We start from the raw sequence: 26,667 nt of genomic DNA, 5'->3' as shown, positions 1-26,667 counted from the left end.
GCGGCGGGGTGTTTCGAGCGGCGGTGGAGCAGCCGCCCCAAAGGGGCGCGGGGAACTGCGCGGCGAGCCCCCACCGGCCCGCAGGCGCCCACCGGCCGCTTCGGCACCGCCGGGTACCGCCGTCGTGGCTGAGCGCCGTGGCGGCGGGTTGTGGGGGAGCGGCGGTGCAGCAGCCGACGTGGGTGAGGGGAGCGGCGGGGTGTTTCGAGCGGCGGTGGAGCAGCCGCCCCAAAGGGGCGCGGGGAACTGCGCGGCGAGCCCCCACCGGCCCGCAGGCGCCCACCGGCCGGTTCGGCACCGCCGGGTACCGCCGTCGTGGCTGAACGCCGTGGCGGCGGGTTGTGGGGGAGCGGCGGTGCAGCAGCCGACGTGGGTGAGGGGAGCGGCGAGGCGTAGGGGGCGGTGGCGCGCAGGCGGGTGTCGGTGGTTGGGAACTCCTGTTTCGTCCCGGGAGTAGGTCAGGTAGGGACAATGGGTGCGGGATCACCGTGAGGGTGGTGCCGGGTGCGAACGGGTGGAGCAGATGGAGGAACGCGCGGAAGCGGCGGACGGGCAGACGCCCGCCCCGTCGTACAAGTCCATGAACGCCTTCACGCCGGCCGACGAGGAGCGCCAGCGCGGCGTCCGCCGCATGAAGACCACGGCGACCGGCCTGCTGCTCCTCGTCGCCCTGGTGTACGCCCTGGCGAAGTGGGCGTCCGCCGCCGGCGCCGGCGTCTGGGCGGACTACGTCGCCGCCGCCGCCGAGGCCGGCATGGTCGGCGCCCTCGCCGACTGGTTCGCGGTGACCGCCCTCTTCCGCCACCCCCTCGGCCTGCCCATCCCGCACACCGCGATCATCCCGACCAAGAAGGACCAGCTCGGCGTCTCGCTCGGCGAGTTCGTCGGCGAGAACTTCCTCTCCCAGGACGTCGTACGCCAGCGCCTGCGCGCCGTAGGCATCGGCAGCCGCCTCGGCGCCTGGCTGGCCGAGCCGAAGAACGCCGACCGGGTCACCGCCGAGCTCGCGACGGCGCTCCGCGGCGCGCTCACCGTGCTGCGCGACTCCGACGTCCAGGCGGTCGTCGGCGAGGCCATCACCCGGCGCGCCGACGCCCAGGAGATCGCCCCCGGCATCGGCAAGATGCTGGAGCGGGTCGTCGCCGACGGCGGCCACAAGCGCGTCGTGGACCTCGTCGTCACCCGCGCGTACGACTGGCTGGTGCTGCACGGCGACTCCGTGATGGACGCCGTCCAGGGCGGCGCCCCCGGCTGGACCCCCCGGTTCGTCGACCGCCGCGTAGGCGAGCGCGTCTACAAGGAGCTGCTCCGCTTCTGCTCCGAGATGCGGGACATGCCCTCCCACCCGGCCCGCGGCGCCCTCGACCGCTTCCTCTCCGACTTCGCGAACGACCTCCAGTCCGACACCGACACCCGCGCCCGCGTCGAGCGTCTCAAGGGCGAGGTCCTCGGCCGCGGCGAGGTGCAGGACCTGATCGCGTCCGCCTGGACGGCCGTACGCTCCATGATCGTCTCGGCGGCCGAGGACGAGCGGAGCGAGCTGCGGCTGCGCGTGCGGGCCTCCCTGATGTCCCTGGGCGCCCGGATGGCCTCCGAACCCAAGGTCCAGGACAAGGTCGACAGCTGGGTCGAGGGCGCGGCCGTGCACGTCGTGTCGACCTACCGCAAGGAGATCACCTCCCTGATCACCGACACGGTGGCCGGCTGGGACGCCGAGCACACCACCCGGAAGATCGAGGCGCACATCGGCCGAGACCTGCAGTTCATCCGTATCAATGGCACGGTGGTGGGGTCGCTGGCCGGCGTACTGATCTTCACGGTGTCGCGCGCGCTGGGGGCGTAGGGCTCCCGGAGCCGGGCACTCGGCCGCGGGTTCCGGTACTTCTCCCGGCCGAGGAGGCGCGATGGGTACGGCTGCCGCCGGCGTGGGCGCGGACGGCACCGGCCCGCGGCCGGGCGCGGGCGGCGGCCGGACGATCACCACCCGGATCCCGGCCCGCCTGGACCGGCTGCCCTGGTCCCGCTGGCACTGGACGATCGTCATCGGCCTCGGCACCGTCTGGATCCTGGACGGCCTGGAGGTCACGGTCGTCGGCAACATCGCGAGCCGCCTCTCCGAGCCGGGCAGCGGCCTCGCGATCTCCTCCTCCCAGGTCACCGGCACCGCCGCGGCCCTCTACGTGGCCGGCGCCTGCGTCGGCGCCCTCTTCTGGGGCCGCCTCACCGACCGCCACGGCCGACGGAAACTCTTCATGATCACCCTGGCGGTCTACCTGGCCGCCACCGCCCTGACCTCGCTCTCCTTCGCCCCCTGGTGGTTCTTCACCTTCCGCTTCCTGACCGGCTTCGGCATCGGCGGCGAGTACGCGGCGATCAACTCGGCGATCGACGAGCTGATCCCGGCGTACCACCGGGGCCGCGTCGACCTGGTCATCAACGGCAGCTTCTGGGTGGGCGCGGTGGGCGGCTCGCTGCTCTCGATCGTCGCGCTGAACACGGACTTCCTGGCCAAGGACGTCGGCTGGCGGCTGACCTTCGCGCTGGGCGTCGTCCTCGGCCTGGTCATCCTGCTGGTACGGCGGAACGTCCCGGAGAGCCCGCGCTGGCTGCTGATCCACGGCAGGGAACGGGAGGCGGAGGAGATCGTCTCCTCGATCGAGCGCCGGGTGGCGGCCGAGAAGGGCGGGCCGCTCCCCGAACCGGCCGGCGAACTGGTGATCCACCAGCGCGGGAGCGTCACCTTCGGCGAGATCGCCCGCACGCTCTTCCGCGACTACCGCCGCAGGTCCGTCCTCGGCTCTCCCTCTTCATCGGCCAGGCGTTCCTCTACAACGCGATCACCTTCGGCTTCGGCGCCATCCTCACGACCTTCTTCGACGTGCCGACGGGGGACACGGGCTACTACTTCGTGGTCATCGCCGTCGGCAACTTCCTCGGCCCGCTGCTCCTGGGCAAGCTCTTCGACACGGTGGGCAGGAGGGTGATGATCTCGTCGACGTACATCCTCTCGGGGCTGCTGCTCTTCCTCACGGCCTTCCTGTTCGGCCGGGGTGTGCTGTCGGCGGGAACCCTGACGGCGTGCTGGTGCGCGGTCCTCTTCTTCGCCTCGGCGGGAGCGTCCAGCGCCTACCTGACCGTCTCCGAGATCTTCCCGATGGAGACGCGGGCGATGTCCATCGCGTTCTTCTACGCCCTGGGCACGGCCGCCGGCGGCATCAGCGGCCCCCTGCTCTTCGCCGACCTCACGGGGACCGGGAAGGTGGCCGACACGGTGCTGGCGTTCCAGATCGGGGCGGGCCTGATGTGCGCGGCGGGGCTGGTGGCGGTGGCGTGCGCGGTGAACGCGGAGCGCCGGCCCCTGGAGGACGTCGCACGTCCGCTGACGGCCGCGGCGGCTCGACAGCCAGGGGATTGAACGGCTCACCGGCTCACCGGCTCACCGGCTCACCGGCTCACCGGCTCACCGGCTCACCGGCTCACCGGCTCACCGGCTCAGCGGCTCAGGGTCACGGCGGTCACCGCCGACACCGCCGTCGCCACCAGGGCGACGCCCCCGCACACGGCCACCGCCCATCCCACGCAGCGCGCCCGCAGCCCGCGGTAGCGCCGCTCGTACTCGTCCCGCAGGGACACACACCGGGCGGCGATCCGTTCGAGGTCCTGCCGGGCGCGCCGCAGGCTGTCCTCGACGTAGTGGCGCTCGACCTCGTCGCGCTGGCCCGTGGTCAGCCAGTCCATGCGCCCGGTGAACTCCCGCGCCCGCTGCTCGGCCTCCGTGATCCTGGCCCGCCACAGCAGGTATCCCTCCACCTCGTTGCCGAGGTCTCCGCCGCCTCCCGGCCGCGGCCCGCCGCCCACCCGGTGCCCCGGGTCGGTCATGAGTGGACGCCGTGGGCCTCGGCCTCCGCCAGGGCGATGTCGGGGTGGTGCAGGTCGAAGGCGGGGGACTCGCTGCGGATCCGCGGCAGGGTGACGAAGTTGTGCCGCGGCGGCGGGCAGGAGGTCGCCCACTCCAGGGAGCGGCCGTAGCCCCACGGGTCGTCGACGCCGACCGGCTTGCCGTACCTGGCGGTCTTCCACACGTTGTAGAGGAACGGCAGGATCGACAGGCCGAGCAGGAACGAACCGATCGACGAGACCGTGTTCAGGGCGGTGAAGCCGTCGCTCGCGAGGTAGTCGGCGTACCGGCGCGGCATGCCCTCGGCGCCCAGCCAGTGCTGGACCAGGAAGGTGCCGTGGAAGCCGGTGAACAGCGTCCAGAAGGTGATCTTGCCGAGGCGTTCGTCCAGCATCTTGCCGGTGAACTTGGGCCACCAGAAGTGGAAGCCGGAGAACATCGCGAAGACGACCGTGCCGAAGACCACGTAGTGGAAGTGGGCGACGACGAAGTACGAGTCGGAGACGTGGAAGTCCATCGGCGGCGAGGCCAGGATGACGCCGGTCAGACCGCCGAAGAGGAACGTCACGAGGAAGCCCGCCGCCCACAGCATCGGGGTCTCGAACGACACCGAGCCCTTCCACAGGGTGCCGATCCAGTTGAAGAACTTCACCCCGGTCGGGACCGCGATCAGGAAGGTCATGAAGGAGAAGAAGGGGAGGAGGACGCCGCCGGTGACGTACATGTGGTGCGCCCACACGGTCACGGAGAGACCGGCGATCGCGATGGTCGCCGCCACCAGGCCCATGTAGCCGAAGACCGGCTTGCGGGCGAAGACCGGGAACACCTCGGTCACGATGCCGAAGAACGGCAGGGCGATGATGTACACCTCCGGATGGCCGAAGAACCAGAAGAGGTGCTGCCAGAGCAGTGCTCCGCCGTTGGACGCGTCGAAGACGTGGGCGCCGAACTTGCGGTCCGCCTCCAGGGCGAACAGCGCGGCCGCGAGGACGGGGAAGGCGAAGAGGACCAGGGTCGCGGTCAGCAGCACGTTCCAGGTGAAGATCGGCATCCGGAACATGGTCATGCCGGGGGCGCGCATGCAGATGATCGTGGTGATGAAGTTGACGGCGCCGAGGATGGTGCCGAAGCCGGAGAAGGCAAGACCCATGATCCACAGGTCGGAGCCGAGGCCCGGCGAGCGGACCGCGTCCGACAGCGGGGAGTAGGCGAACCAGCCGAAGTCCGCGGCACCCTGCGGGGTGAGGAAGCCGCCGACCGCGATGGTCGAGCCGAACAGGTAGAGCCAGTAGGCGAACATGTTCAGGCGGGGGAACGCGACGTCGGGGGCGCCGATCTGGAGCGGCATGATCCAGTTCGTGAAGCCGGCGAACAGCGGGGTCGCGAACATCAGCAGCATGATCGTGCCGTGCATCGTGAACGCCTGGTTGAACTGCTCGTTCGAGACGATCTGCAGGCCCGGCCGGGCGAGCTCGGCGCGCATCAGCAGCGCCATCACGCCACCGATCAGGAAGAACGCGAACGACGTCGCCAGGTACAGCGTGCCGATCGTCTTGTGGTCGGTGGTGGTCATCCACTTCACCACGACGTTGCCGGGCTGCCGGCCCCGCAGCGGGACCTCGCTGTCGTAATGGGGGACGGCCGAGGGCTCGGGCTCGTTGAGAACGGTCACCGGTGTGTGTCTCCAGACGCTCGCGGTTCACCCTCCGGCCATCCTCGCGGCTGGGAACCGCGACAGATGGCGCTGAGCGCCCGCATACGGCCGAACGAGCGGCCAGGACCCACGGGTGGAGCAAGCGGGGCCCGGGTGGAGCAAGCGGGGCCCGCCCGCCCGGCCGCGCACACGCCGGCGCCCCTCGCCGCGTACGGTGGGGGCATGGCGCCGCCGCTTCCGGGCCCGCTGGCCCACCTGGCCCCGCTGCTCACCCACTACGGCTACTGGGCCGTCGGTGCCGTGGTCCTCGTGGAGGACTTCGGGGTCCCCGCGCCGGGCGAGACCATCCTGATCGCCGCCGGGGTCTACGCGGGGGCGGGAGAGCTGAACGTCGTCGCCGTGGCGGTCATCGCGTTCGCCGCCGCCGTGGTCGGGGACAACATCGGCTATCTGATCGGCCACACCGGGGGACGGGCCTTCGTGCACCGCTGGGGCCGGTACGTCTTCGTCACCCCGGAACGCTTCCGGAAGGCCGAGGAGTTCTTCGCCCGCCACGGCGGCAAGATCGTCGTCGTGGCCCGCTTCGTCGAAGGGCTGCGCCAGGTCAACGGCATCATCGCGGGCACCAGCGGCATGCCCTGGCCCCGCTTCCTCGTCTTCAACGCCCTCGGCGCCGCGCTGTGGGTCGGCCTGTGGACGAGCCTGGCCTATGTGACGGGCACCCACATCACCGCCGTCTACGACGAGATCAGCCGCTACCAGCTCTACGCCCTCATCGCCCTGGGCGCCCTCGTCGCCGCACTCGTCCTGCGGCACCTGCTGCGCCGTCGGCACCGGGCCTGACCCGGGATCCGCCCAGCGCGACCACCGCGCCCTGCCCGACCAGGGCCGCGAGCGCGCCGCGGCTGAACAGCGGTCCGGACCGTTCTCCCCGCCTGCTCCTGCGGGGCATGCTGGCTTCGGTACGGGCCGGCCGGGAGGTGCTGGGATGCGGTGGTGTCGGGTCGGGGTCTGGGCGGTCGTCGGGGCGGCCGCGCTGGTGGCGTGCGGTACGTCGGGAGGCGGTACAACGGCAGGCGGTGCATCGGGAGGGAGCGGGACGGGCAGCGGTTCCGCGGTGCCGTCGGCCGGGGCGTCGGACGGGGAGTCGGCGCGCCCGTCCTCGTCGGCGCGGGCCTGTGCCGCCGGGCAGGTGGTGGTCACCGTCGCGCCCGGTGGGGCGGTCCGGGAGCGGCTGTGCGTGCGGCCGGGGACGGTGGTGTCCCTCGTCCTGGAGCCCCGGACGGACGACCGGAGGTGGACCGCGGTGCGCAGTTCCGCGCCGGCCTCGGTCCTGGTCTCCGGATGGCGGGTGGATACGGACGGCACCGCGCACGCCGCGTTGCGCTGTGCGGGCACCCGGGGCGGCACCGCCACGATCACGGCTCTGGCGAAGGCGCCGGACGTGGCGGGCGCGGCGCGCGGCGCGTTCATGCTGGACGTGAGCGTGGTGCCGTACCCGCAAGAGGGGTGACCCCGGCGTACCGGGACCACCCCTCACCGTTCGCGTGCGGCGTGCGTCAGCGGAGATCGCGCACCCTGACGGCGCAGATGCCGCGGCCGTGGGTGGCCGCGTACAGGGTGCTGCCGCCGGGGGCCCGTTTCGCCACCGGCCGCGCACTCGACGTGGACGGCGGCCGCCACCTGCTGTGCGGCCGCCCCTAGGGGCAGGGAGATCAGGCCAGGCCGGCCGCGATGGCGCGGCGCACGGCGTCGGCCCGGTCCCGGATGCCGGCCTTGGCGAAGAGGTTGTTGATGTGCGTCTTGACGGTTGCCTCGCTCACGAAGAGCTTCTCGGCGATCGCGCGGTTGGGCAGCCCCCGGCCGATCAGGGTGAGTACCTCGCGTTCGCGGGGCGTGAGATCCGCGGGCAGCTGCTGTGCGGACGCCGTCGGCCTGGCGCGGACGGTGGCCAGCAGCCGGTCCTGGACCTCGCGGTCCAGGACGGACTGGCCCGCGGCGGCGGCGCGGATCGCGCGGACGATGTCCTGGCGTCCGGCGTTCTTCGTCAGATAGCCGCGGGCGCCCGCGCCGAGGGCGGCCAGGATCGAGTCGTCGTCGGCGAACGTGGTGAGCACGACGACGGCCACCTCCGGGTGTTCGCCGCTCAGCCTGCGGGTGGCCTCGATCCCGTCGAGCACGGGCATGCGCAGGTCCATCAGCACGACGTCCACCGGACCGGCGGCGACCGCCTCCAGTACGCCGTTGCCGTCCGCGGCCGCCGCGACGACGTCGATGTCCTCGGTCAGACCCAGCACCGCGGCGAGCGGTTCGCGGACGGCGGCCTGGTCGTCGGCGACGACCACGCGCAACGGCCGGGAGCTCTCGGTGGGTTCACTCATCGCGGGATCACTGCCTCCACTTGCCAGCCGCCCTGGTCCGGTCCCTCGGTGACCGGTCCCGCGGTGAGGGTGCCGCCCAGCAGGGCGACGCGTTCGCGCATTCCGATCAGCCCCATTCCGCTGCCGCCCCCCGCGTTCACCGTACGGGTGGCCTGCCGGTTGCGGATCGTCAGCGCCGTCGAGGAAGCCGCGAAGGCCAGCTCCACCCGCACCGCACCGCCCGGGGCGTGCCGCGCGGCGTTGGTCAGGGATTCCTGGGCGATCCGCAGCAGGTTCTGGGTCACCTTGGCCGGTACCTCCACGGGGGTGCCGCGGACGGTCAGGGCGTCGCGGTGGCCGGACGACTCCAGCATCGCGGTGAGGGTCTCCACCAGCGGCAGCGCGTCCTCGCGGAGCGCGTGGACGGTCCACTGCGCCTGCTTCAGGCTCTCCCTGACGAGGCTGTGGGCCTTGTCGTTGACCGCCCTGACCTTCTCCAGGTCGCCGGTGTCGAGCAGCGCGTCGGCCAGTTCCAGCTGCATGTTGATCCCGGCCAGCGTGTGCGCCAGGACGTCGTGCACGTCCCGGGCGATCCGGCCGCGTTCGGTGAGCGCGGCGGCCTGCGCCTCGGCCCGGGCGGCGCGTTCCGCGCTCTCGGCCGCCGACAGCGCGGCCTCCACGGCCTGGTGCTGGGCGCGGTTGAGTATCCCGATCAGGACCGGTGCGCCGGTGGTGAGCCCGACGGCCCAGGGCAGCAGATGGTGACCGGGTCCGAGCTGGAAGTACAGGACGCCGCCGCAGAGCAGGCTGCAGGCCAGGGCCAGGACGAGGGCCGGTCTGGCCGGCAGCCGGTATCCGATGTGACCGGAGAGGAAGAAGGCGAAGAGGTAACCCGATCCGCTGCGGCCGGCGCCGATCAGCGCGGCCGCCGCGAGGACGCCCAGCGACAGCCAGACGACGGCGGCACGCGGCGGGACCCTGCCCGGGGGCAGGCCCCGGGCCAGCAGCGCCGCGCAGTTCAGTACGAACAGGACCGCGACCACCAGCCCCCGCCCGCTGACGCCCATCGGCCGGATCGTCAGGGCCCCGCTGACGATGACCGCCAGGGTGAGGGCCCACTGCACCCGGGGGTCCCGGCCCGGGATCGGCCGGGGCGCGGCCGACGGGGGCGGGACCTGTCCGGGGGCGGCGGCGGTCTCGTCGGTGGGCACGGCCAGACCATAGCTCACGGTCGGACCGCGACGCGGTTCGAGGCGGGAGCGGGCTGCCCGGCGGTCAGCATCCGGCCCCGGACGAAGATCGTGGCCAGCCGGGTGACGACCTCGGTGAGTGCCATCAGGACGAAGGCCGCCACCCATGCCTGGTCGCTGGTGATGTGGTGGGCAAGGCTGAACCGGGCGACGTCGTCGGCGCCGCCGTGCTCGGTCCACAGCTGGAAGCCCATCCGGGCACCCATGCCGAGCACCCACAGGATCGCGGAGACCGCGCCCGCCTTGATCAGGATGTGCTCGCCCGCGGTCCTGACCCGGGTGCAGACGCCGCCGGCGATGCCGAGGACGGCGCCCGCGGCCATGAGCGCTCCGACCAGTACCAGGTCGTTGCCCGCGGTGGGAACGGAGTCCAGGTACGTGTGGGCCACGTAGGCCACGATCCCCAGCGGGATCAGGAAGGTCTTGAGGTCCAGCCGGCCTTCCCGCAGCTGCCGGAAGACGACGAGGATGAGAGCGATGTCGGTGATCCACTCGGTCGTTGTCATGCCTCCAAGCCTGCTGTCGCGGGGCCCGCGACGCCTGGACCCATGGGTGGAACCCGGGGTGGAGAAGCACGCGCCGGTTGTCGCGGTCGGCCGAGTCGCTCCTCCGGTCCCGGGCGGCGGTCCGGAGACCGGGCGGTCCGGAGACCGGGCGGTCCGGAGTCGGGAAACGCGCGTGCGGTCCGGCGCCGGCCGAAGAGGCGGGACCTAGCCGTTCTGGCGCCCTCGCCTGCGGAGCAACAGCAGCCCGCCCGCCAGCGCGGTGATCCCCGTGGCCGCGGCCCACCCGACGACGTCCCCGGACCCGGTGGCGGCGAGATCGTCGCCCTTGCCCAGGGCGGAGGGGGCCGACGCGGGTCTGGCTGCGGACGCGGACGCGGACGTGGAGGCCGAGGCCGAGGCGGCGGCCGAGCCCGACGCGGACGCCGTCGTACCCGTCGCGGAAGGCGTCGCACCCCCCGCCGTGTCCCCGCTCCCCGCGCTCACCCGGTCCCGCGTGAACGCCAGTGTCCCGAAGCCCAGTTGGTCGTACCCTCCGCTGTTCGGTCCGTAGTCGCCGCCCCCGCCCTCCGGCGCCGCCTTCGCCGCGATGCGGGTGACATACGTCGCCGACATGCCCCGCCGCTTGGTGTAGTGGTTGGCGATCATGGCCCAGATGGGACGGATCATCGACGGATCGACGCCCGCCGCGGCCGTCACCGTCTCACTCCCGGACCACCCTCCGATCGCCCCCTTCCGCCGCGTGCTCGCGGTGAACGGCACCTGCCCGCCCAGGCTCCACCTGGCGACGTACTGCGCCCCCTTGAGGAACCGGCTGTCGTCGTAGCCGTACAGGTCGATCCCCTGGTTCCACGCCATCTCGCAGAGCGTGCCCATCAGGCCCACCCCGAGCAGCGCGTGCCCCTGGTCGCGCCCCGCCTCCAGCCACTCGCCGAGCCCGTCGTCGTAGACCACGGGAATCGCGTTCCTGATCGCCCCGAGCCCCGCGCCGTTCTTGAAGTAGTCGACCGCGCGGGCGACTTGCGCGCGGTCGTCGCAGAAGACGCCGGTGGCGAGGGTGCAGGCCATGTTGGCGAGGTCCCAGTTGGTCCAGTAGTTGGAGACGACGGCGTTGTTGTGCCGGACGAGGAAGTCGTCGCTCATCGCGCCGAAGTTCTTGCTGAGCATCTCCTGGAAGCGGGCCAGCTCGAAGTCCCCGTGGTCCCGGACGAGTTCGGCGGCGTTGGCGAACTGGTAGCCGTACAGCCCGGCGGCCAGGAACCGGTCGGCGGAACCGTTGACCGCGGTGAGGGTGGCGGACCAGGCGTTGAGGACGGCGACCGCGGTGTCGGCGTAGGCGCTCTCGCCGGTCACGTGGTAGCGCAGGGCGTTCTGGTAGGCGGCGTGGATGTCGTTGTAGAGCAGCGAGTAGTTCTCCGGGGTGCCCGACCCCCGGTACACCACGGCCTGCGGCCGGGCCTGCCAGCCGCTCTGCGCATGCCGGTTGGCGGTGAGCCTGGCGAACCCGGCCGCATAGGGCGCGGCGCCCGCCTTCACCTTGGCGGCCATCCGGTCGAGGTCGGTACGGGTGTGCAGCAGGCCGGGGTGGGCGAAGGCCCCGGCTCCGGTCCCGGCGGCGGCTGCGGTTCCGGCGGCGGCCGCGGGAGCGGCCGCGCCCACCGCGGCGATCCCCACGGCCGCGCCCGAGGCCTTCAACATGCTCCGGCGGCTGATCTGTCGAGTCATGTGCATGCACCGGGAGACGGACCCGCCCGCCTCCCGATAACAGAAACCCGGCTGTCCGATCCGCGGGCTCAGGCGCCGGTCGTCGACCCCGGCCGCACGATCATCAGCACCGTCACGACGGCCCACAGGAGGTTGAACACCCCGGTGAACATGGCCAGTTGGACGGTCATCTGCCGGGTACCGGCACCCGCGCCGGCCTCCACCAGTGCGCTCTGCCGGGGCAGGACCAGCGCGGCGAGGACGAGTGCGGCGAGTGCGGTGAGCGCGATCGACGTGATCAGCCAGGCGCTGCCCAGCACATGCATGTTGCTTGCCGTGGCGAACCCGAACACGGGGACGACGACGCCGACGACGGCGTACACCCGGCATATCCGGTGCAGCAGCTGGACGGTCTCGGCGGCCCGGACGTCGTCCGGTGCCTCGATGGCGCGGCGGGCGGCCGGCGGGAACATGCTGGCGGCGACGGTGACGGGACCGATCGCGACGATCGCCGCGAGGACATGGACGGCGAGGAGGAACTTGGTCACGGCGACGACCGTAGGCGGCCCGGTGATCGCGCAGAAGCGGCAGTACTGCCACCCTTCGACGGATTCTCGCCAGGCGACGGGTGCCGAGACCTGCGAGGCAACCGAGAAACGCACCCACGGTTGGCGGCAACCCGTCGAACGGTTACTTTCCTGCCATGCACACCGTCGCCGTACTCGTCCTGGACCAGGTCATCCCGTCCGACTTCACCGTGCCGATCGACACCTTCGGCTGGGCCCGGCTGCCCGACGGCCGGGACGCCTACCGGGTGCGGGTGTGCGGGCCGGCGGGCGAGGTGACGGCGGCGGGCGGCGCGTTCACGATCAAGGCGCCGTACGGGCTGGACGCGCTGGCCGAGGCGGACACGGTCATCGTGCCCGGCGTCGCGGATCCCGCCTGGGTGCTGCCGACCGAGGTCGCCGACGCCCTGCGCGCGGCGGCGGCGAACGGCACGCGGATCGCGTCGGTCTGCGTCGGGGCGTTCGTCCTCGCGGCCACCGGCCTGCTGGACGGCCTGCGCGCCACCACGCACTGGGCCGCGGCCGACACCCTGGCCGCGCTGCACCCGCGCGTCGACGTCGACCCGAACGTCCTGTACGTCGACAACGGCCAGTTCCTGACCTCGGCGGGCGCGGCGGCGGCCATGGACGTGTGCCTGCACATGATCCGCAAGGACCACGGCTCCGCGGTCGCCGCACACGCGGCCCGGATGTCGGTCATGCCGCTGGAGCGGGAGGGCGGCCAGGCCCAGTTCATCGTCCACGACCAGCCACCGGCCCCGGCCGGTGCCACCCTGGAGCCGCTCCTGGCCTGGCTGGAGGAGAACTGCGACCGGGACCTCACCCTGGACGAGGTCGCGGCACAGGCCGGCATGAGCACCCGTACCCTCAACCGCCGCTTCCGCGACCAGACCGGCACGACCCCGCTGCAGTGGCTGCACCGGGCCCGGGTGCGCAGGGCCCAGCACCTGCTGGAGACCACCGCCCACCCCGTCGAACGCATCGCGACCCAGTCGGGCTTCGGCTCCCCGACGGCCTTCCGCGAACGCTTCAGAAGAGTGGTCGGCACCAGCCCCCAGGCCTACCGCAGGGCGTTTCGCACCTCGGACGTCTAGGGGCTGTGCGGTGGCGCCGGCGGCGGTGGTCAACGCTGGGCGCGGCGGCTGCGGATGCTCAGGGCGACGGCGGAGACGAGGAACCAGAAGGCGCCGAACGCCGAGTATCCGGCCACGGTGGACAGGCTGCTCGTCGCCGAGGCGGACGTGGCGGCGATGGTGGCACCGGCGAGGACGGACTGTCCGCCGCTGACGGCCATGGGCCACTGGGCGCCGACGGTGCGCCGGCGCCGGAGCGCCACGACGAGCTGGACGGCTCCGGAGAGGAGGGCCCAGACGCCGAACACGAGAAGGGCCCGCCCGATGGTGGAGAAGACGGCGGCGGTCATCCCGGCGGTGGCCGCGAGGCCGAGCGCCATGTTGACGACGCCGACGCTGTTCGTGGCGCCGGCGCCGGTGCCGGTCAGGCGGCGCTCGACGAGCGTGGCGACGGCGTCCCACAGGGGGTAGACGACGAGCAGCACGGCCGCGATCACCGTGGGCTCGTCCGCCGACCCGAGCGAGGCGGAGGTCGTGAGGACGAGTGCCACCCAGATCAGGGAGAAGGCGACTCGGACCAGGTGGAGCGATCGGAGCCCGGAAGACGCCGTCGTGGCCGAAGCGGCTGAAGCGGTCGAAGGTGCGGTGGTCTGAGTCATCGGGTGTCCCGTGGTGGTCGTGACGGTGCGAGACGGTCGCCTCGACGAGGAGTCTCGGCGGCCTCGGGAGGGGCCGCGTACTTCGAACGAAGTACTTCTGCCGTCTCCGCCGACCGGAGCGGCCCGGTCGTCCACCTCGTCCCTCGTCTACATCGTTCGAAGTACACGGCCGCCTCACACGTGAACGAGAATCGGCTCATGGCCAAGGCGCAGAACAGTCAGGACGGGCCGGCCGCACCGCTGTGGGTCCGCCACCCCGAGGCCCTGCACCGGGTCGCCTACGCGCTGGCGGGGCTGGTGTTCACCGGGCAGCTCGTGGCGGCGGCGGTGCGGGGGTCGGACTGGCCGACGATCCTGTCCGTGCTCCTCGCCGGCGGCGGCGTCGCCCTCTCGTGGTGGAGGCCGTGGGCAGGCCTGGTCGTGACGAGTGCGGCGTCCTTCGCCGTCACGGCGACAGGCGACGACCCCCTGTCGGTGTGGATGATGGCGGTGCTCGTGCTGTTCTCCGTCACCCTCCGGGGAAAGCAGCCGCTGGCCGGGACCGGCATCGTGGCCGCTTTCTTCCTGGGGGCGTTCATGACGGTCGGAGGATTCCGCGGCGGTGCGGTCGTCGGAGCCGCCGCCCTCTTCTCGGCCCTGGCGGGAGGCGCGACGGGGGCCGCCCTCCGTATCCATCGGGAACACTGGTGGACCCTGGAGGAACGGGCCGAGACCGCCATCGCCACCCGCGAGATCGAAGCCACCCGACGGGTGACCGAGGAACGTCTCCGGATCGCCCGGGACCTCCATGACGTCATCGGCCACCAGGTCGCGATGCTGAGCATGCACCTCGGTGCGGCGGAGATCGGGCTGCCCGAGGGCGCCGAGTCCTCCCGTCAGGCCCTCGTCTCGGCCAGGTCCAGCGCCCGTACCGTCGTCGTCGAGACGCAACGCATCCTCGCGCTCCTCCGCCTCGGGGACGACGTGTCCGGCGACGAGGCGCTCCGGCCGACCCCGGCGCTGAGCGGCCTGGAAGGACTCGTCGCCTCCTTCGAGAGCATCGGCCTCGACGTCCGGCCCTCCATCGACATCCCGGCCGGCTTCGTGGAGCCGAGCGTCGGCGTGACGGTCTACCGGGTCGTCCAGGAAGCGCTCACGAACGCCTACCGGCACGGAGAGGGGACGGCGACGGTGGAGGTGCGCGAGCACGACGGCAGGATCCGCGTCACCGTGGAGAACCGCGTCGCCCACTCACCGCACGGTTCCGACCCGGGCAGCGGACTCGGACTCGTGGGGATGCGCGAACGCGTCGAGTCCTCCAGCGGGCGGCTGACGATCGACCGTCACAACGGGCGGTTCCGGGTCCACGCGGAGTTCAGCCCGCTGGGAGAGGCGGTCCGATGACACGGATCCTGATCGTCGACGACCAGGACGAGATCAGGGCCGGGATCCGGACGATGCTCCGGCTCGACCCGGGGCTCGTCGTCGTGGGGGATCTCTCCGACGGGCTCCAGGCCGTCCCCTTCCTCCGGGACCACCCCGTCGACCTGGTGCTGATGGACATCCGGATGCCCGGCATCGACGGTGTCGAAGCCACCCGCCGGATCCGCGCGGAGCATCCGCCCGAGGAGACGCGGGTGATCGTGCTGACCACGTTCGACCAGGACGACATCGTCCTCGCCGCCCTGCGCGCGGGCGCCAACGGCTTCCTGAGCAAGACCGTGAGCCCTGCTGAGCTCGTCGCCGGAATCACCGAGGTCGTGAACGGCGGCGGCGCGCTGTCGGCCGCCGCGACGGCCGCGCTCATCGGCCACATGACCGACAGCCCGCCCCCGCTGATCGACAAGGAGCTGCTGCGCCGCTTCAGCGCTCTGACCCCCAGGGAGCGGGACGTGGTCGTCCTGGTCGCAGGCGGTCTCGGCAACGACGAGATCGCGGCCCGGCTGTCCGTGTCACCGCTCACCGTGAAGACGCACGCGGTCCGGGCCATGACGAAGGTCGGCGCCCGCGACCGGGCCCAGCTGGTCTCCTTCACCTTCCGGGCCGGTCTCTACCCGTGAAGCGGCGGCCGCCCCGGCCACCGGGCCTCTCCGATTCCGTCGTCGGTCTTGACGACCGGCGCGGTCAGGAGGGCGTCCGGGTCAGGCCCGCCGGTCCGCGACGGCCCAGGAGGCCAGTGCCACCGCGCCCGCCACCCCGAGCACGGACGGCCAGGCGCCGACCTTCCTGGCCAGCGGATGCGACCCGGCGAACGCGACGACATACGCGGCGGACAGCGCCCCGGCCGCCTTCCCGCCCGCCCGCTGCCGCCACTGCTGCGCGGCAGCGGCCCCGGCGACGGCCAGCACGGCCCCGCCCAGCGGGCGCTTCTTCGTCCACCGGGCCACGCCGTAACCCCCGACGAGCCCGCCCGCGGCGATCACCGAACTGGGAACCCTGGCCATGCCTGCCTCCTGCTGGTCTGCCGTGATCCCCCGAGGCTAACCCCCACCTCGCTCCGGAGGTTCCGCAGGGCTCTAAGACCGCCACTTCGGGCTGAGCGCGATGGCGCGGAGCTGCTTCATGGTCGGGGCCGGGGCGGTGCGGGTCGCGGCGGTCTGCTGGGAGCCGGAGTTGAAGGCGCTGACCACCACCCGGAAACCGTCGGTGCGCAGGGTGTCGACGGTCCACATGACGACCCCGGCGCCGCCCTTCTCCCCGGGCTGCTTCCGCTCGGCGACCCGGGTCCCGTCGGCGAGCGTCTCGGACCCGGCCCCGAACAGCTGGTCCGCGACATCGGACATGTCCGGCTGCACATTGACCTGGACGAGACTCCGCCCCTTGCCGTCGTCGACCACGACATAGGTGAACTGGTCCTCGTCGTCGCTCGCGTGCGCCACCACCTTCAGCCCCTTCGGAACGAGCGAGGCGAGGGTCTGCCGGATCGCCTTGCCGTCCTCCTGCGGCATGGACGGTTCCTGGGTCCCCCGGGGATCCTCCGGGATGGCGTCGACGACCCCGCGCCACTCCTCCGCGGCCGCCAGCTTCGTCAACTGCGCGGCGGACAGCGGAGGTTCGTCCCGGCTGACCGGCGCGTCCTTCTCGGCGGCGGCGTTCCACTCGCTGACGGAGACGTGATGGCCGTCCGGGGTGACGAGGTTCGCCGTCCAGAGCTTGGTGTCCACCCGCTTGTCGGGATACTCGTAGCCCTTGACGACGGTGACGACGGACGCGTCCGGCAGATGGCTGGTGCGGCAACTGTCGTACGGCGTGTAGAGCTTGTCCGGGCACCGGACGGCCTGCCGGGCGTCGGACCCGCCCGGCAGCACCCGGTTGACGGCGACGCTGACGGCGCCGGGGCCGTGCCCGTCGTCGAACACGACCTGCGCGTACGGCGCCGCGAGCGGCTCGCTCGGGTCGACGCCCCGCCCCTCCGCCTTGCCGAACTTCCCCTCGGGCAGCAGCTTCTCCAGCATGCTGATCATGTCGTCCGAGGTGACGGCGCGGGCGGTGGGGGAGGAGCTGGGACGCGGGTTGTCGCTCACGGAGGAGGGTGGCCGCGGCTGTCCGGACGGCGACCCGCCCCAGGGCACCAGCAGCGCCCCGCCGACCCCGGCGAGCGCGACCCCGGCGGCGCCGCCCAGCACGGTCGTCCGGCGCCGCAGCCGGAGCCGCCGCCCGCGCACCGCACCGCCGGCGACGAGCGCGCCCCGGTCGGCGTCGAAGGTGTCCCCGGCGTCGTGCAGGGCGGCGGAGAGCCGCACCTCGAAGCCGTCGTCGTGGGTGATCCCGCCGTCGCCGGCGCTGTCGCTGTCGTTGTACTGCCGCTCCACGGGCATGACGAACCACCGTCTCCACAAGGTTGATGTCAGGGGCGGGCGTACTCGGCGAGGTCCTCGCCGAGCAGCTCGCGCAACCGCCCGAGGGCGCGCACGCACCGCGTACGGACCGCGGCCGAGCTCATGTTCAGCGCGTCCGCGGTCTCGTGCACCGACCGGTCCTCCCAGTACCGCAGGACGACGACGGCCCGGTCCTTGGCCGGCAGCCGCGCCAGCGCGTCGAGGAGGGTCAGCCGCAGCGAGGGATCGGCGCCACCGGGATCCGCCCCGGTGTCGGCCAGTTCGGGGAACGAGTACCTGGCCCGCTCCCTGCTGCTGAACCGCCGCCGGTGGGCGAGGAAGGTCCGGGTGAGGACGGTCTGCGCGTACCCGGCGGGGTTCTCGGCGCGGGAGACCCGGCCCCAGCGGACGTAGATCCGCCCGAGGGCCTCCTGCACCAGGTCCTCCGCGAGGTGGGTGTCCCCGGCGGTGAGCAGACAGGCGGACCGGTACAGATGCCCGGCCCGCGCCGATGCGAACTCGGCGTAGTCCTCCCCAGCCCTCTGACTCATCCGCAGGCTCCCCCGTCCACGTCCCTGTCACCGTCCCCGTAACCGCCCCGGCGCTCTGCCGCTCACCTTGTTGATGCGGTGGACCCGGGAAAATGTTTCAAAGGATTCTCAGAGGAGGCTCACCGGAGCGAGTCGAGCCAGGTCAGGAGCCGGGCGCCTTCGCGGGTCATGACGCCCGGGTCGCGCAGGGCGTTGGCCAGCAGCGACATGCCCTGGTAGCCCGAGACGAGGCTGAGGGCCAGGTCGTCCGGGTCGTCCGCGCCGGACAGCCGCATCTCGCGGAACTGGCGTGCCGCCCACTCCAGCAGCCGCCGGATCACCGCGCCGGCCTCCGAGTCGAGGGTCCCCTCGCCGCGCTTGCCGAGCTCGGCGGCCAGGGTGCCGGTGGGGCAGCCGTACCGGGCGGCGACGTCACGCTGCCCGACCCACGCCTCGACCAGCGCCTTGAGCCGGTCGCGCGGGTCGGGCAACTGGTCGAGGCGGGCGGTGAGTTCGTCCAGGTGCGCGGTGTGTTCGTCGAGCGCGGCCCGGACCAGCTCGTCCTTGGTCTTGAAGTAGTAGTAGACGTTCCCGACCGGGACGTCGGCCTCCCGCGCGATGTCCGCGAGGGTGGTGCGCTCGACGCCCTGCTCGTGCAGGACCCGGGCCGCCGCCGCCATCAGCCGCTGCCGCTTCTGCGACGCCCGCACCCGCCGGTCCACTGAGTTGGTCACCCAACTAACTATAGACAGCGGGGGAGTCGCCCGTGCTAGCGTCTGCGTCAGCCGACTAAGTCAGTCAGCTAACTAACTCGGGTGAGACCCGTAGGGGGAACTGATGATCACTGTGACGGGCGCGACCGGCACCATCGGCCGGACGTTGGTGGACCTGCTGACCGAGGCGGGCGAGGAGGTGGTGGCGGTGTCCCGGCGCCCTCGGCAGGGCTCGTCCGCCGTCCCCGGCGTCCGGTGGGCCGAGGGCCATGTCGGGGACGCGGCGAGCATGCGGGCGCCCCTGACCGGCGCCCGGGCTCTGTTCATCGTCCTGGGCGGCGAACTCAACGCCTTCGGCGAGAACCCCGAGCTGTTGCTCCGGGCAGCCTCGGACGCCGGCGTCGAACGGGTCGTCCTGGTCTCCTCCCAGGTCAGCGGCACCCGCCCGGAGGCACCCTCGCACGCCCGCCTGCGCGAGTTCGAGGCGGCGGTACGCGCGTCGGGCCTCGACTCCACGATCCTGCGCCCCGGCGGCTTCGCCTCCAACGCCTTCGCATGGGCCGACACGATCCGCACCAAGCGCACGGTCTTCGCGCCCTTCGCCGACGTGGCCCTCCCGGTCGTGGACCCGGCGGACATCGCGGCGGTGGCGGCGAAGGCGCTGCGCCCGCTCCCCGAGGGCGGCAGCGGAGGCCGTGGGAGCCGCGTCTACGAGCTGACCGGCCCCGAACCGATCAGTCCCCGTCGGCAGGCGGCGGTCATCTCCGCGGCGCTGGGCGAGGAGGTGACGTTCGTCGAGCTTTCGCGCGAGGAGGCGCACGCGGCCCTGGCCCGCTTCATGCCGGAGGAGGCCGTCGCGGGCACGCTGGACGTCCTGGGCGCACCGCTTCCGGCGGAGTCGAAAGTCAGCACGGACGTGGCCACCGTGCTGGGCCGCCCGGCAGGCGGGTTCGCGGGATGGGCCGGGCGCAACCTGGCGGCGTTCCGGTAGCCGGACGGAAGGCGTCCTGGCCGCACGCGATTCCGTGTGCGGCCAGGACGGCCTTCCTCTCTGCCTCCGCGAACTCACGCAGGGCCGGTCACAGCGCGGCCCGCACCGCCTCGACGAGTGCCGACGCCCGTGCGTCGTCCGCACCTTCGACGATGCTGTTCATGACGTATCCGAAGGCGATGCCGTGCTCGGGGTCGGCGAAGCCCAGCGAGCCGCCGCGGCCGGGATGCCCGAAGGCGCGGGGGCCGGTGAGCGGGTTGGTCTCGACGGGCAGCATGTACCCGGAGGCGAACCGGACCGGGAACATGATGACCTTGTCCACCCCGCCGGCCCGCTCTGCGGTCGCAGACGCGAGCGTCTCCGGGCTGAACAGCCGTACCCCGTCCACCTCCCCGATCAGCGCCGCGTACATCCGGGCGAGGCCGCGCGCGGTGCCGATCCCGTTGGAGGCGGGCAGCTCCGCGGCCTGCACCTCGGCCGAGTTGAAGTCGATCTCGGCGGGGTCGGTGACGGCGAACGCCCGGTTGCTCAACGACTCCGGATCCTGCAACGCGGCGACGAACTCCCGCACCTCCGGCGGCACCAGGTCCAGCGGTACGGCGGCGAGATCGACCTCCGGCTTCGGGTACACCATCCGGCTGACCCGCCCGCGCTCGGCCGCCGGCAGCCCGATGAAGAAGTCGAGGCCCAGCGGCCCGGCGACCTCCTCGGCGAAGAACCGCCCCGGGGTGCGCCCGGAGACCCGTCGTACGACCTCCCCGACCAGCCACCCGAAGGTCCGCCCGTGGTACCCGTGCGCGGTCCCCGGCTCCCACTCCGGCCGCTGCGCGGCGAGCGCGTCGGCCATCGGCTGCCAGCGCAGCGCATCCGCCAACGGCACGGGCGGCTGGACGGTGACCACTCCGGCCCGGTGCGACAGCAGCCAGCGCACCGGGATCTCCGCCTTCCCCGCCGCCCCGAACTCCGGCCAGTAGTCGGCCACCGGAGCGTCGAGGTCCAACTCCCCGCGCTGGGCCAGGAGATGGGCCACGGTGGCGGTGGCGCCCTTGGTCGCGGAGTACACCAGCTGCAAGGTGTCCCGCTCCCACGCCCGCCCGGTCTCCGGGTCCGCCACCCCACCCCACAGATCCACCACGGGCCGCCCGTCCCGGTACACGCAGACGGCGGCCCCGACATCCCCCCGCTCCGCAAAGTTGGTGCGGAACGCGTCCCGCACGCCTTCGAACCCGTCGGCCACTTCCCCGTGGATGGTCGTCATGTCCCCATCCTGCAGAAGAGCCGGCGCGGGGGCGGCGAAAGCGATCGTCAATTACAAGTTGACGACTGGAGATCGTCAATTTAAAGTTGACGCATGAGCCCACTCGACATCAGTCTTGCCGACCTGATCGCCCGACTCGACGAGGAACTCCCCGAAGCCGGTGAACTGGCCCGCATCAGCGAGGCCCGGCTGCGCGCCCAGACCCTGTCCGACCTCGGTGACCAGCTCATCGACCACTACGTCAGCAAGGCCAAGCAGCGCGGCGCGTCCTGGACCGAGATCGGCGACGCCATCGGTGTGTCCAAGCAGGCCGCCCAGCAACGCCACGCACCCGCCGCGTTCGAGCGGTTCACCAACCTGAACCGGCACGGCATCGTGCTGGCCCAGGAGGCCGCCCGAACCCACCGGCACGACTCCATCGGCACCGAACACCTCCTGCTCGGCCTGCTCGGCGAACCGCAGGGCCTGGCGTACGAGGTGCTGGTCGCGAAGACCGGGTCGGAACAGCGCGTCCGCGACGCGGTCCGGGAAGCGCTGCCCCCGGCCGGCAGGAAGGCGCCGCGCGGCCACATCCCGTTCCACGAGGAGAGCAAGGAGGTCATCGGCCAGGCCCGCCGGGCAGCGGCCGACCTCGGCCACGACTGGGTCGGCACGGAGCACACACTGCTGGGCCTGATCCGCGTCGCGGAGAGCCCGGCCGCGCGGACCCTCCGCAACCTCGGCTTCACGTCGGAGGAGTTGCACGAGACCGTCAGGACCGAGACCACCAGGCGGCTCGCCGAGCGCGACGACCGCTGACGCGCACGAAAAGTGCCCAGGAGGCCGGAACCTCCTGGGCACTGCCTTCTTCAGCCGTCGGCCGTCAGCCGTCAGCCGTCAGTTGTCCGCCGCCGTGACGTCGGAGGCGTACACCAGGGCGACCCGGTGGTTGTACTGGATGGTGTACATCGCCTTGGCGCCGGTGACGACCGTGCCGCTGGACGGGAAGAAGTCGTCCGTGAGCGACGGCGCCGTGGTGGCCACGTACGCCTGGCCGGCCGGCACGGTGTACATGCTCAACGCGGCCTGCGTGGAGGGCGACAGACCCGCGGGGTACTCGGCGGCGTCCGGGTAGCTGGAGCCGTACACCGCGACTGGGGAGGTCCCGGCCGCCGAGATCACCTTCACGCCGTGGGCGGGCGCGGTGTTGCAGCCGTGCGGGTTGTAGAACCACACCTTCGAGCCGCTGTACCAGACGGCGGTCCAGTCACCGTCCCGGTCCGCGACCACGAACTGCTGCCCGGCCGCGGCCGTGCTGCCCCAGTCGTTGATCCGGTCGGTGCCGGCCGCACCCGGGTGCAGCGCCTGGTCCCCGAAGAGGGGAGCGGTCTCGCTCGGCTCGGTCCGCAGGTACACGAAGTCCGACGGCTGCTGCGTCTCGGTGCACGCGGTGGTGGCGCCGGTCGGGTCGTCGGAGGGGCAGATCTGCACGGTCTGCAGGTTCTTCTCGAACCGGGGGGCGATGGTGACCACCGAGCCGACGGGACCGACCCCGTGCCGCCCGGTGTGCACTCCGAGCAGGTCCATGAGGTGGTTCCAGTCCCAGGACGGGCCCGGATCCCAGTGCATGCCGGAGACGAGGGACGACTTCGGCCCGGCGACGTTGTCGTGGCCGATGATGTGCTGCCGGTCCAGGGGTATGTCGAACCGGTCGGCGAGGTACTTCACCAGGTCGGCCGTGGCCTCGTACTGCGCCTCGGTGTACCAGGTGGCACCGTGTGCGGCGTAGCCTTCGTGCTCGATGCCGATCGAGTGCATGTTGGTCGAGTAGTTGCCCGCGTGGAAGGCGAGGTCCTTCGTCGGCACCATCTGCGTCACCGCGCCGTCCGAGGACCGCATGACGTAGTGCGCGGCGGACCCGCCCGGCTGCGTGAAGAGGTTGACGGCCGCGTCGTACGACGTCTCCGTGTCGTGGATGACGATGCTGTCGATCCGGATGCCGTTGGCGGGCCGGTTGGACACCTGGCCGTTGGACGGCGAAGCCGGCACGAACGTGCACGCGACGGTGGCCGGGCACTCGGTGTCGGTGGTCGCGGCCGACTTCAGGTCCAGGGCCTTCAACTGCCCGCTGTCCGGGGCGACATCGCTGTCAGCCGCCAGCTTTACATGCTCACCGTCGGCCGTCGTGCGCCCGACACCCTTCTTGATGCTGGCGAACACGCGCCCGGCGAAGGAAGCGGCACCCTGCCGGTCGGTGGCCTGGCTGTAACGGGCCACGGCCCCGTACCAGTCACCGGGATCGGCGGACACGGAACCGGTAACGGCCTTCTGATACGAGGCGAGCAGCGCCGCACCCCCACGGATGTTGGCCGCGGGGTCCTTGCGCAGTTCGTCTTCGGTCAGCCCGGTCAGCTTCGCCGCCGCCTGAACGGTGTGCAGAGCCGGACTGGCCGCCATCTGCTTCACATCACTGCGCCCCGCCGCCCCCGCGTCACCCCCGGCCATCATCGCCGGAGTCACGTCCGTGAGATGCATCGGCCCGAACCCGCCGTCGGTGCTGTGCTGCCCGGCGTGCGTGTCCCACGCCGACTCCTGGTACCCCACCGCCAGCAGCACCTGGAGCGGTACGTCGTACGCGTCGGCGGCGGCAGCGAAGTCCTGCTGCAGCGTGGTCGCGGCGTCCCCGGACCCGCCGTCGGCCAGAGCCGGCACCGGCACGGCCGCCCCACCCGCAACGGCGAGCGCGGCGACAGCGGTCAACAGAGCGGGACGCCGACGCCTCGGCGCGTCGTCCCCACGTCTGGAATTGCTTGTGCTCATGAAAAAGTCCCCGAACCTCGGAGGATCAAATGGCGGAATGGAGGATGCATACGACGGCCCATCGGTTCACCGACCGCCCCGGTACGCGCACAACTCCGCGCCCTACGCGGGGTTCTGTCCGCCCTCGCCTGGAAGCGGATGATCCCCCTCTGCGCGAAGCCGAGTCAACTCCACCACTTCAAACGGCACTTGAACGCCCGAAGGAGAACCCTGCACAACGCCGCGCCACCTCCGGGCGCACGGCCGCAGCCACCGCGGAACCCTTCACAAACCTGCCCGACGAGCCTCCGGGAGGACCTGACCGCAGGGAAGGCGTACTGTCCCTGAACGACCCTGTGAAGATCACTTCACCGTGCCCACGCTCGCAGTGCCGGCCGGCGAAAGGAGGCGACCGTGTGAACGAGATCCCGAACCCCGACACCTGCCATAGCGGCGTGGAACTGCAGATCGAGCGGGTGATCGTGGCGTCCCTCGAACAGGCCACCGTCCACGTGCGCTGCCTCCGGGGACCGGTCCACCGCGGCGCACGCTTCAACCGCCTCAACGGCTCAGCACAAGCCCTCGACCTGACCCTGACCCAGGCCCTCGTCTACGGGCACCGAGTACCAGCACTCGACACCGGCCTCACCGCCTTCGTGACCCTCCGAGGTCAAGGCGTCCACCACCTCAAGCCAACCGCCCTCCCCCCCCCAGCTCCCAGACCCTCCAGGGCACCAACCCACCGCCTTGACCCCGTCACCCCTCGGACTGCAGCCGTGCGAGGTAGTCCCGCGCGGCGATTGGCAGTCGCCCGCTAGTGCCCGATCCCCCATCATGAGTGCCTGTTCCAGGTCGCCTTCACGCGCTGCCGTCATACCCAAGGTGACGCGGGCTTCCGCGTTCCGCACTGGCGAGCGATCACGGAGATCGCCTTGTACACCGGCGCCATTGATGCCCTGCAGTGATGCCGGAGAGGCGGGACTTTATCTTCGCTGGAGGCGTGTTGGTCAGTGCGGAGGTTGAGCATGGGGAAAGGTGCGTATGAAGGAGTCCCAAGCCTCGCCGCCTACGGCGATGATGGGTCCTTCGCTTCTCTTGGAATCGCGGACCAGAACACCTTCTCTACCCGAGGTGCACTCAACACACTCACCTCCGGCACCGTTGCTGAACGACGACTTGTGCCACACCTGACTCTTTGAGCCGCTCGACTCTGTAGTGCTCACCGTGAATATTCCTTCAACACTGTCTTGATCAACTGGGCGGAGCGTTGAGGACTCAAAGCTGCGGCCCTCAGACCGTCGAATGCCCTCGTGTACTCACGCACATGATGCTCGCCCTCCAGGTACACGGCATCAGTGATGCCATCCCGATACACGAGGTCGGGGTCTTCCTGGGCAGGGAAGCTCAGCATGGTGAAGGGGCCCGTGGCTGGATATGTCCCTGAGTCGAACGCGAGGACTTGCAGGGTCACGGTGGGCAGGTCGGCTGCGTCCAGAACGCGTTCGAGCTGTTCGCGCATCACCGCGCGGTCTCCGATGATGTTACGCAAGGCGCCCTCGCCCACCACGAACCAGGCGTCGGGCCCGCTGGGTTCCCTCAGTATGGCCTGGCGCTCCAGCCGTACGCGTACGGCCCTTTCGATGTCCTCAACAGACATGTGCGCCCCCGTCATGTGGAGCTCGCCGGCGTACGCCTCGGTCTGCATGAGTCCCGGCACGAGTTCGCACTGGTACTGGCGGATCGCGGATGCGTCCTGTTCGAGGCCGATGTAGATGTTGAACCACTCGGGAATGGCCGTGCCGTGCACCTGCCACCAGCCGCGTGTCCTGGCCTGTCGGGCCAGTGCCTTGAGGAACTCGCGCAGTTCGTCGCTGGTGCCGTAGAACCGGCACAGGGCGTCGAGGTCGGAAGGCTGGACTCGGCCGCTCCCGGTCTCCATTCGGTTGACTTTGGAACCGCTCCAGTCCAAGGCCTCGCCGACCTGTGCGCAGGTCAGCGCGCTCTTCTCGCGAAGCTGCTTCAGCTCGATCGAGAGGCGGCGACGGCGAGCGGTCGGTGAACCGGCCATCTCAAACACCTTTCCGATAGCGGGTGTTCAGTCTTGCGCCAAGGGGTGAGCTTGCCAATCACTCAGAAGTGGGAATCCCGCCCTGCACATTGCAGGAAGGGATGTGCAGGCAGCACTGTAGTCGACAAGGAAACGCACGGTGAGATCTCGTGACGCTCCGCCGTCGCCACGGTCGGTTGCATCGAAAGGAGAGCTTTCATGAGCCAGGAGGCATGCATGTCACGCAAGCCGTGGGACTTGGCCTTCACTGCCGAGCCCACGGAAGTGGCGGCCTTGCGGCGTATCTTGCGGATCCACCTGGGAATTTGGGGATTGCAAGACATCGCCAACGAAGCTCAGCTGTGCATGAGTGAGCTGGTGGCCAATGTGATTACACACGTTGGCCACGGGACACCAGCCACTCTCGCCGTATCCATGAGCGGCAGCCATCTACGCATCGAGGTCCACGACCCCGACACCCGCGCCCTCCCCACTCTGATCGAAGCCGGCCTGGACTCGGAGGCTGGGCGCGGCATGACGCTCGTTGATGGACTGGCTGACCGCTGGGGTGTCCAGCTCCACCCCAACAGGAAGGTGACCTGGTGTGAGCTGGCCACCGGGTTGTCCTCCGCAACCGGGCATTGCGACAGTCCACGCGTGACCAGGGCCGAGATGCTGCTCGGGCTCTATGGGGCGACCCAGCGACCGCAGTCGGTGGCTCCGAGCAAGTTGACCACGGCCGTAGCAGAGGAGGTGGCGATTGATGTCATTGCCGATCTTCTGCACTGGCTTCGGGCCCACGGCTGCGACACGGAGGACACCTTGGACCGTGCTCAGATGCACTTCGAGGTCGAGGTCGATGCTGGGAGCCACTCACGGTAACGCG

At 71.4% G+C, this 26,667-nt stretch carries 26 protein-coding genes and 1 pseudogene; 11 read left to right on the top strand and 16 right to left on the bottom strand.

From position 1 onward, the window contains the following. Nucleotides 1-523 precede the first annotated feature (523 nt). Nucleotides 524-1,843 (top strand): DUF445 domain-containing protein, encoded by a 1,320-nt coding sequence (locus ACGF5O_RS07215; protein ID WP_393808988.1) that lies wholly within the window; start codon nucleotides 524-526, stop codon nucleotides 1,841-1,843. A 61-nt stretch (nucleotides 1,844-1,904) separates the two neighbouring features. Then, a pseudogene (locus ACGF5O_RS07210) lies at nucleotides 1,905-3,415 on the top strand (MFS transporter). Nucleotides 3,416-3,492: 77 nt separating this feature from the next. Here ACGF5O_RS07210 and ACGF5O_RS07205 read toward each other — a convergent pair. Together ACGF5O_RS07205 and ctaD are read right to left on the bottom strand one after the other, a co-directional pair. Next, nucleotides 3,493-3,879, bottom strand: coding sequence for a cytochrome C oxidase subunit I (locus ACGF5O_RS07205; RefSeq protein ID WP_393808886.1), 387 nt, complete (start codon nucleotides 3,877-3,879; stop codon nucleotides 3,493-3,495). Then, the gene (gene ctaD / locus ACGF5O_RS07200) at nucleotides 3,876-5,570 is read right to left on the bottom strand and encodes a cytochrome c oxidase subunit I (protein ID WP_393808885.1); all 1,695 of its coding nucleotides are present in this window, start codon (nucleotides 5,568-5,570) and stop codon (nucleotides 3,876-3,878) included. Before ctaD ends, ACGF5O_RS07205 begins: the two co-directional genes overlap by 4 nt. Before the next feature lie 204 nt (nucleotides 5,571-5,774). Between ctaD and ACGF5O_RS07195 the strand changes: the two genes are divergently transcribed. The 3 genes from ACGF5O_RS07195 to ACGF5O_RS07185 all read left to right on the top strand — a co-directional run bounded on the left by ACGF5O_RS07195 (nucleotide 5,775) and on the right by ACGF5O_RS07185 (nucleotide 7,256). Further along, complete coding sequence (locus ACGF5O_RS07195) at nucleotides 5,775-6,395, top strand: DedA family protein (RefSeq protein ID WP_393808884.1); 621 nt, start codon at nucleotides 5,775-5,777, stop codon at nucleotides 6,393-6,395. A gap of 274 nt (nucleotides 6,396-6,669) precedes the next feature. Then, nucleotides 6,670-7,065: an acetyl-CoA synthetase gene (locus ACGF5O_RS07190; protein WP_393808883.1), complete on the top strand. Its 396-nt coding sequence runs from the start codon at nucleotides 6,670-6,672 to the stop codon at nucleotides 7,063-7,065. A 41-nt stretch (nucleotides 7,066-7,106) separates the two neighbouring features. After that, the gene (locus ACGF5O_RS07185) at nucleotides 7,107-7,256 is read left to right on the top strand and encodes a hypothetical protein (protein WP_393808882.1); all 150 of its coding nucleotides are present in this window, start codon (nucleotides 7,107-7,109) and stop codon (nucleotides 7,254-7,256) included. Nucleotides 7,257-7,267: 11 nt separating this feature from the next. Here ACGF5O_RS07185 and ACGF5O_RS07180 read toward each other — a convergent pair whose 3' ends face one another. The 5 genes from ACGF5O_RS07180 to ACGF5O_RS07160 form a co-directional block, all read right to left on the bottom strand. Then, the gene (locus tag ACGF5O_RS07180; protein ID WP_393808881.1) at nucleotides 7,268-7,933 is read right to left on the bottom strand and encodes a response regulator; all 666 of its coding nucleotides are present in this window, start codon (nucleotides 7,931-7,933) and stop codon (nucleotides 7,268-7,270) included. Next, a complete protein-coding gene (locus tag ACGF5O_RS07175) occupies nucleotides 7,930-9,036 on the bottom strand; it encodes a sensor histidine kinase (protein ID WP_393808987.1) in 1,107 nt (368 codons plus the stop codon). The genes ACGF5O_RS07180 and ACGF5O_RS07175 overlap by 4 nt, the downstream gene beginning before the upstream one ends. 101 nt (nucleotides 9,037-9,137) lie before the next feature. Next, a complete protein-coding gene (locus ACGF5O_RS07170) occupies nucleotides 9,138-9,668 on the bottom strand; it encodes a hypothetical protein (RefSeq protein ID WP_393808880.1) in 531 nt (176 codons plus the stop codon). Between the two features lie 204 nt (nucleotides 9,669-9,872). Further along, nucleotides 9,873-11,390, bottom strand: a complete 1,518-nt coding sequence (locus ACGF5O_RS07165; protein WP_393808879.1) for an alginate lyase family protein — start codon at nucleotides 11,388-11,390, stop codon at nucleotides 9,873-9,875. A 68-nt stretch (nucleotides 11,391-11,458) separates the two neighbouring features. Next, on the bottom strand, nucleotides 11,459-11,917 hold the full coding sequence (locus ACGF5O_RS07160; RefSeq protein ID WP_393808878.1) for a hypothetical protein: 459 nt from the start codon (nucleotides 11,915-11,917) through the stop codon (nucleotides 11,459-11,461). Between the two features lie 155 nt (nucleotides 11,918-12,072). Between ACGF5O_RS07160 and ACGF5O_RS07155 the strand changes: the two genes are divergently transcribed. Next, nucleotides 12,073-13,029 carry a GlxA family transcriptional regulator gene (locus ACGF5O_RS07155; protein ID WP_393808877.1) on the top strand — a complete coding sequence of 319 codons (957 nt, stop codon included), beginning with the start codon at nucleotides 12,073-12,075 and terminating at the stop codon, nucleotides 13,027-13,029. Between the two features lie 29 nt (nucleotides 13,030-13,058). On the opposite strand, the gene ACGF5O_RS07150 is transcribed toward ACGF5O_RS07155, so the two are convergent. Further along, nucleotides 13,059-13,559 carry a hypothetical protein gene (locus ACGF5O_RS07150; protein ID WP_393808876.1) on the bottom strand — a complete coding sequence of 167 codons (501 nt, stop codon included), beginning with the start codon at nucleotides 13,557-13,559 and terminating at the stop codon, nucleotides 13,059-13,061. Nucleotides 13,560-13,865: 306 nt separating this feature from the next. Here ACGF5O_RS07150 and ACGF5O_RS07145 point away from each other — a divergent pair, with 306 nt between their 5' ends. Together ACGF5O_RS07145 and ACGF5O_RS07140 are read left to right on the top strand one after the other, a co-directional pair. Further along, complete coding sequence (locus ACGF5O_RS07145) at nucleotides 13,866-15,050, top strand: sensor histidine kinase (RefSeq protein WP_393808875.1); 1,185 nt, start codon at nucleotides 13,866-13,868, stop codon at nucleotides 15,048-15,050. Next, nucleotides 15,047-15,706, top strand: coding sequence for a response regulator (locus tag ACGF5O_RS07140; protein WP_393808874.1), 660 nt, complete (start codon nucleotides 15,047-15,049; stop codon nucleotides 15,704-15,706). The genes ACGF5O_RS07145 and ACGF5O_RS07140 overlap by 4 nt, the downstream gene beginning before the upstream one ends. Nucleotides 15,707-15,787: 81 nt before the next feature. On the opposite strand, the gene ACGF5O_RS07135 is transcribed toward ACGF5O_RS07140, so the two are convergent. The 4 genes from ACGF5O_RS07135 to ACGF5O_RS07120 all read right to left on the bottom strand — a co-directional run bounded on the left by ACGF5O_RS07135 (nucleotide 15,788) and on the right by ACGF5O_RS07120 (nucleotide 18,674). Then, nucleotides 15,788-16,090 (bottom strand): hypothetical protein, encoded by a 303-nt coding sequence (locus ACGF5O_RS07135; protein WP_393808873.1) that lies wholly within the window; start codon nucleotides 16,088-16,090, stop codon nucleotides 15,788-15,790. Between the two features lie 72 nt (nucleotides 16,091-16,162). Beyond that, entirely contained in the window at nucleotides 16,163-17,464 is a 1,302-nt protein-coding gene (locus ACGF5O_RS07130; protein ID WP_393808872.1) for a hypothetical protein, read from the bottom strand. A 29-nt stretch (nucleotides 17,465-17,493) separates the two neighbouring features. Further along, nucleotides 17,494-18,015 carry a SigE family RNA polymerase sigma factor gene (locus ACGF5O_RS07125; protein ID WP_393808871.1) on the bottom strand — a complete coding sequence of 174 codons (522 nt, stop codon included), beginning with the start codon at nucleotides 18,013-18,015 and terminating at the stop codon, nucleotides 17,494-17,496. 119 nt (nucleotides 18,016-18,134) lie between these two features. Beyond that, nucleotides 18,135-18,674 carry a TetR/AcrR family transcriptional regulator gene (locus ACGF5O_RS07120; RefSeq protein ID WP_393808986.1) on the bottom strand — a complete coding sequence of 180 codons (540 nt, stop codon included), beginning with the start codon at nucleotides 18,672-18,674 and terminating at the stop codon, nucleotides 18,135-18,137. Between the two features lie 157 nt (nucleotides 18,675-18,831). On the opposite strand from ACGF5O_RS07120, the gene ACGF5O_RS07115 reads away from it, so the two are divergent. Then, nucleotides 18,832-19,698 (top strand): SDR family oxidoreductase, encoded by an 867-nt coding sequence (locus ACGF5O_RS07115; RefSeq protein WP_393808870.1) that lies wholly within the window; start codon nucleotides 18,832-18,834, stop codon nucleotides 19,696-19,698. 88 nt (nucleotides 19,699-19,786) lie between these two features. Here ACGF5O_RS07115 and ACGF5O_RS07110 read toward each other — a convergent pair whose 3' ends face one another. Next, nucleotides 19,787-20,956 carry a serine hydrolase domain-containing protein gene (locus ACGF5O_RS07110; protein ID WP_393808869.1) on the bottom strand — a complete coding sequence of 390 codons (1,170 nt, stop codon included), beginning with the start codon at nucleotides 20,954-20,956 and terminating at the stop codon, nucleotides 19,787-19,789. A 93-nt stretch (nucleotides 20,957-21,049) separates the two neighbouring features. Between ACGF5O_RS07110 and ACGF5O_RS07105 the strand changes: the two genes are divergently transcribed. After that, complete coding sequence (locus ACGF5O_RS07105; protein ID WP_393808868.1) at nucleotides 21,050-21,754, top strand: Clp protease N-terminal domain-containing protein; 705 nt, start codon at nucleotides 21,050-21,052, stop codon at nucleotides 21,752-21,754. 78 nt (nucleotides 21,755-21,832) lie between these two features. On the opposite strand, the gene ACGF5O_RS07100 is transcribed toward ACGF5O_RS07105, so the two are convergent. The 3 genes from ACGF5O_RS07100 to ACGF5O_RS07090 form a co-directional block, all read right to left on the bottom strand. Then, nucleotides 21,833-23,755, bottom strand: a complete 1,923-nt coding sequence (locus ACGF5O_RS07100; protein WP_393808867.1) for an N-acetylmuramoyl-L-alanine amidase — start codon at nucleotides 23,753-23,755, stop codon at nucleotides 21,833-21,835. 986 nt (nucleotides 23,756-24,741) lie between these two features. Further along, nucleotides 24,742-24,921 carry a DUF397 domain-containing protein gene (locus ACGF5O_RS07095; RefSeq protein WP_393808985.1) on the bottom strand — a complete coding sequence of 60 codons (180 nt, stop codon included), beginning with the start codon at nucleotides 24,919-24,921 and terminating at the stop codon, nucleotides 24,742-24,744. A gap of 32 nt (nucleotides 24,922-24,953) precedes the next feature. Continuing rightward, nucleotides 24,954-25,802, bottom strand: a complete 849-nt coding sequence (locus ACGF5O_RS07090; protein ID WP_393808866.1) for a helix-turn-helix domain-containing protein — start codon at nucleotides 25,800-25,802, stop codon at nucleotides 24,954-24,956. Between the two features lie 198 nt (nucleotides 25,803-26,000). On the opposite strand from ACGF5O_RS07090, the gene ACGF5O_RS07085 reads away from it, so the two are divergent. Then, a complete protein-coding gene (locus ACGF5O_RS07085) occupies nucleotides 26,001-26,663 on the top strand; it encodes an ATP-binding protein (RefSeq protein ID WP_393808865.1) in 663 nt (220 codons plus the stop codon). The last annotated feature ends 4 nt before the right edge of the window (nucleotides 26,664-26,667 follow it).

The organism is Streptomyces sp. NPDC048291 (assembly GCF_043201715.1).
GTDB lineage: Bacteria > Actinomycetota > Actinomycetes > Streptomycetales > Streptomycetaceae > Streptomyces.
Note: the sequence above shows the minus strand (reverse complement) of the source record. Positions and strands in the feature narration are given on the sequence as shown.

Bases quoted from the DNA above. Each gene is read 5' to 3' on its own strand.
- ACGF5O_RS07215 (WP_393808988.1), top strand. From the start codon at position 524: ATGGAGGAACGCGCGGAAGCGGCGGACGGGCAGACGCCCGCCCCGTCG.
- ACGF5O_RS07205 (WP_393808886.1), bottom strand. From the start codon at position 3,879: ATGACCGACCCGGGGCACCGGGTGGGCGGCGGGCCGCGGCCGGGAGGC.
- ACGF5O_RS07195 (WP_393808884.1), top strand. From the start codon at position 5,775: ATGGCGCCGCCGCTTCCGGGCCCGCTGGCCCACCTGGCCCCGCTGCTC.
- ACGF5O_RS07180 (WP_393808881.1), bottom strand. From the start codon at position 7,933: ATGAGTGAACCCACCGAGAGCTCCCGGCCGTTGCGCGTGGTCGTCGCC.
- ACGF5O_RS07170 (WP_393808880.1), bottom strand. From the start codon at position 9,668: ATGACAACGACCGAGTGGATCACCGACATCGCTCTCATCCTCGTCGTC.
- ACGF5O_RS07165 (WP_393808879.1), bottom strand. From the start codon at position 11,390: ATGACTCGACAGATCAGCCGCCGGAGCATGTTGAAGGCCTCGGGCGCG.
- ACGF5O_RS07155 (WP_393808877.1), top strand. From the start codon at position 12,073: ATGCACACCGTCGCCGTACTCGTCCTGGACCAGGTCATCCCGTCCGAC.
- ACGF5O_RS07145 (WP_393808875.1), top strand. From the start codon at position 13,866: ATGGCCAAGGCGCAGAACAGTCAGGACGGGCCGGCCGCACCGCTGTGG.
- ACGF5O_RS07140 (WP_393808874.1), top strand. From the start codon at position 15,047: ATGACACGGATCCTGATCGTCGACGACCAGGACGAGATCAGGGCCGGG.
- ACGF5O_RS07135 (WP_393808873.1), bottom strand. From the start codon at position 16,090: ATGGCCAGGGTTCCCAGTTCGGTGATCGCCGCGGGCGGGCTCGTCGGG.
- ACGF5O_RS07130 (WP_393808872.1), bottom strand. From the start codon at position 17,464: ATGCCCGTGGAGCGGCAGTACAACGACAGCGACAGCGCCGGCGACGGC.
- ACGF5O_RS07125 (WP_393808871.1), bottom strand. From the start codon at position 18,015: ATGAGTCAGAGGGCTGGGGAGGACTACGCCGAGTTCGCATCGGCGCGG.
- ACGF5O_RS07120 (WP_393808986.1), bottom strand. From the start codon at position 18,674: ATGGCGGCGGCGGCCCGGGTCCTGCACGAGCAGGGCGTCGAGCGCACC.
- ACGF5O_RS07115 (WP_393808870.1), top strand. From the start codon at position 18,832: ATGATCACTGTGACGGGCGCGACCGGCACCATCGGCCGGACGTTGGTG.
- ACGF5O_RS07110 (WP_393808869.1), bottom strand. From the start codon at position 20,956: ATGACGACCATCCACGGGGAAGTGGCCGACGGGTTCGAAGGCGTGCGG.
- ACGF5O_RS07105 (WP_393808868.1), top strand. From the start codon at position 21,050: ATGAGCCCACTCGACATCAGTCTTGCCGACCTGATCGCCCGACTCGAC.
- ACGF5O_RS07100 (WP_393808867.1), bottom strand. From the start codon at position 23,755: ATGAGCACAAGCAATTCCAGACGTGGGGACGACGCGCCGAGGCGTCGG.
- ACGF5O_RS07090 (WP_393808866.1), bottom strand. From the start codon at position 25,802: ATGGCCGGTTCACCGACCGCTCGCCGTCGCCGCCTCTCGATCGAGCTG.
- ACGF5O_RS07085 (WP_393808865.1), top strand. From the start codon at position 26,001: ATGAGCCAGGAGGCATGCATGTCACGCAAGCCGTGGGACTTGGCCTTC.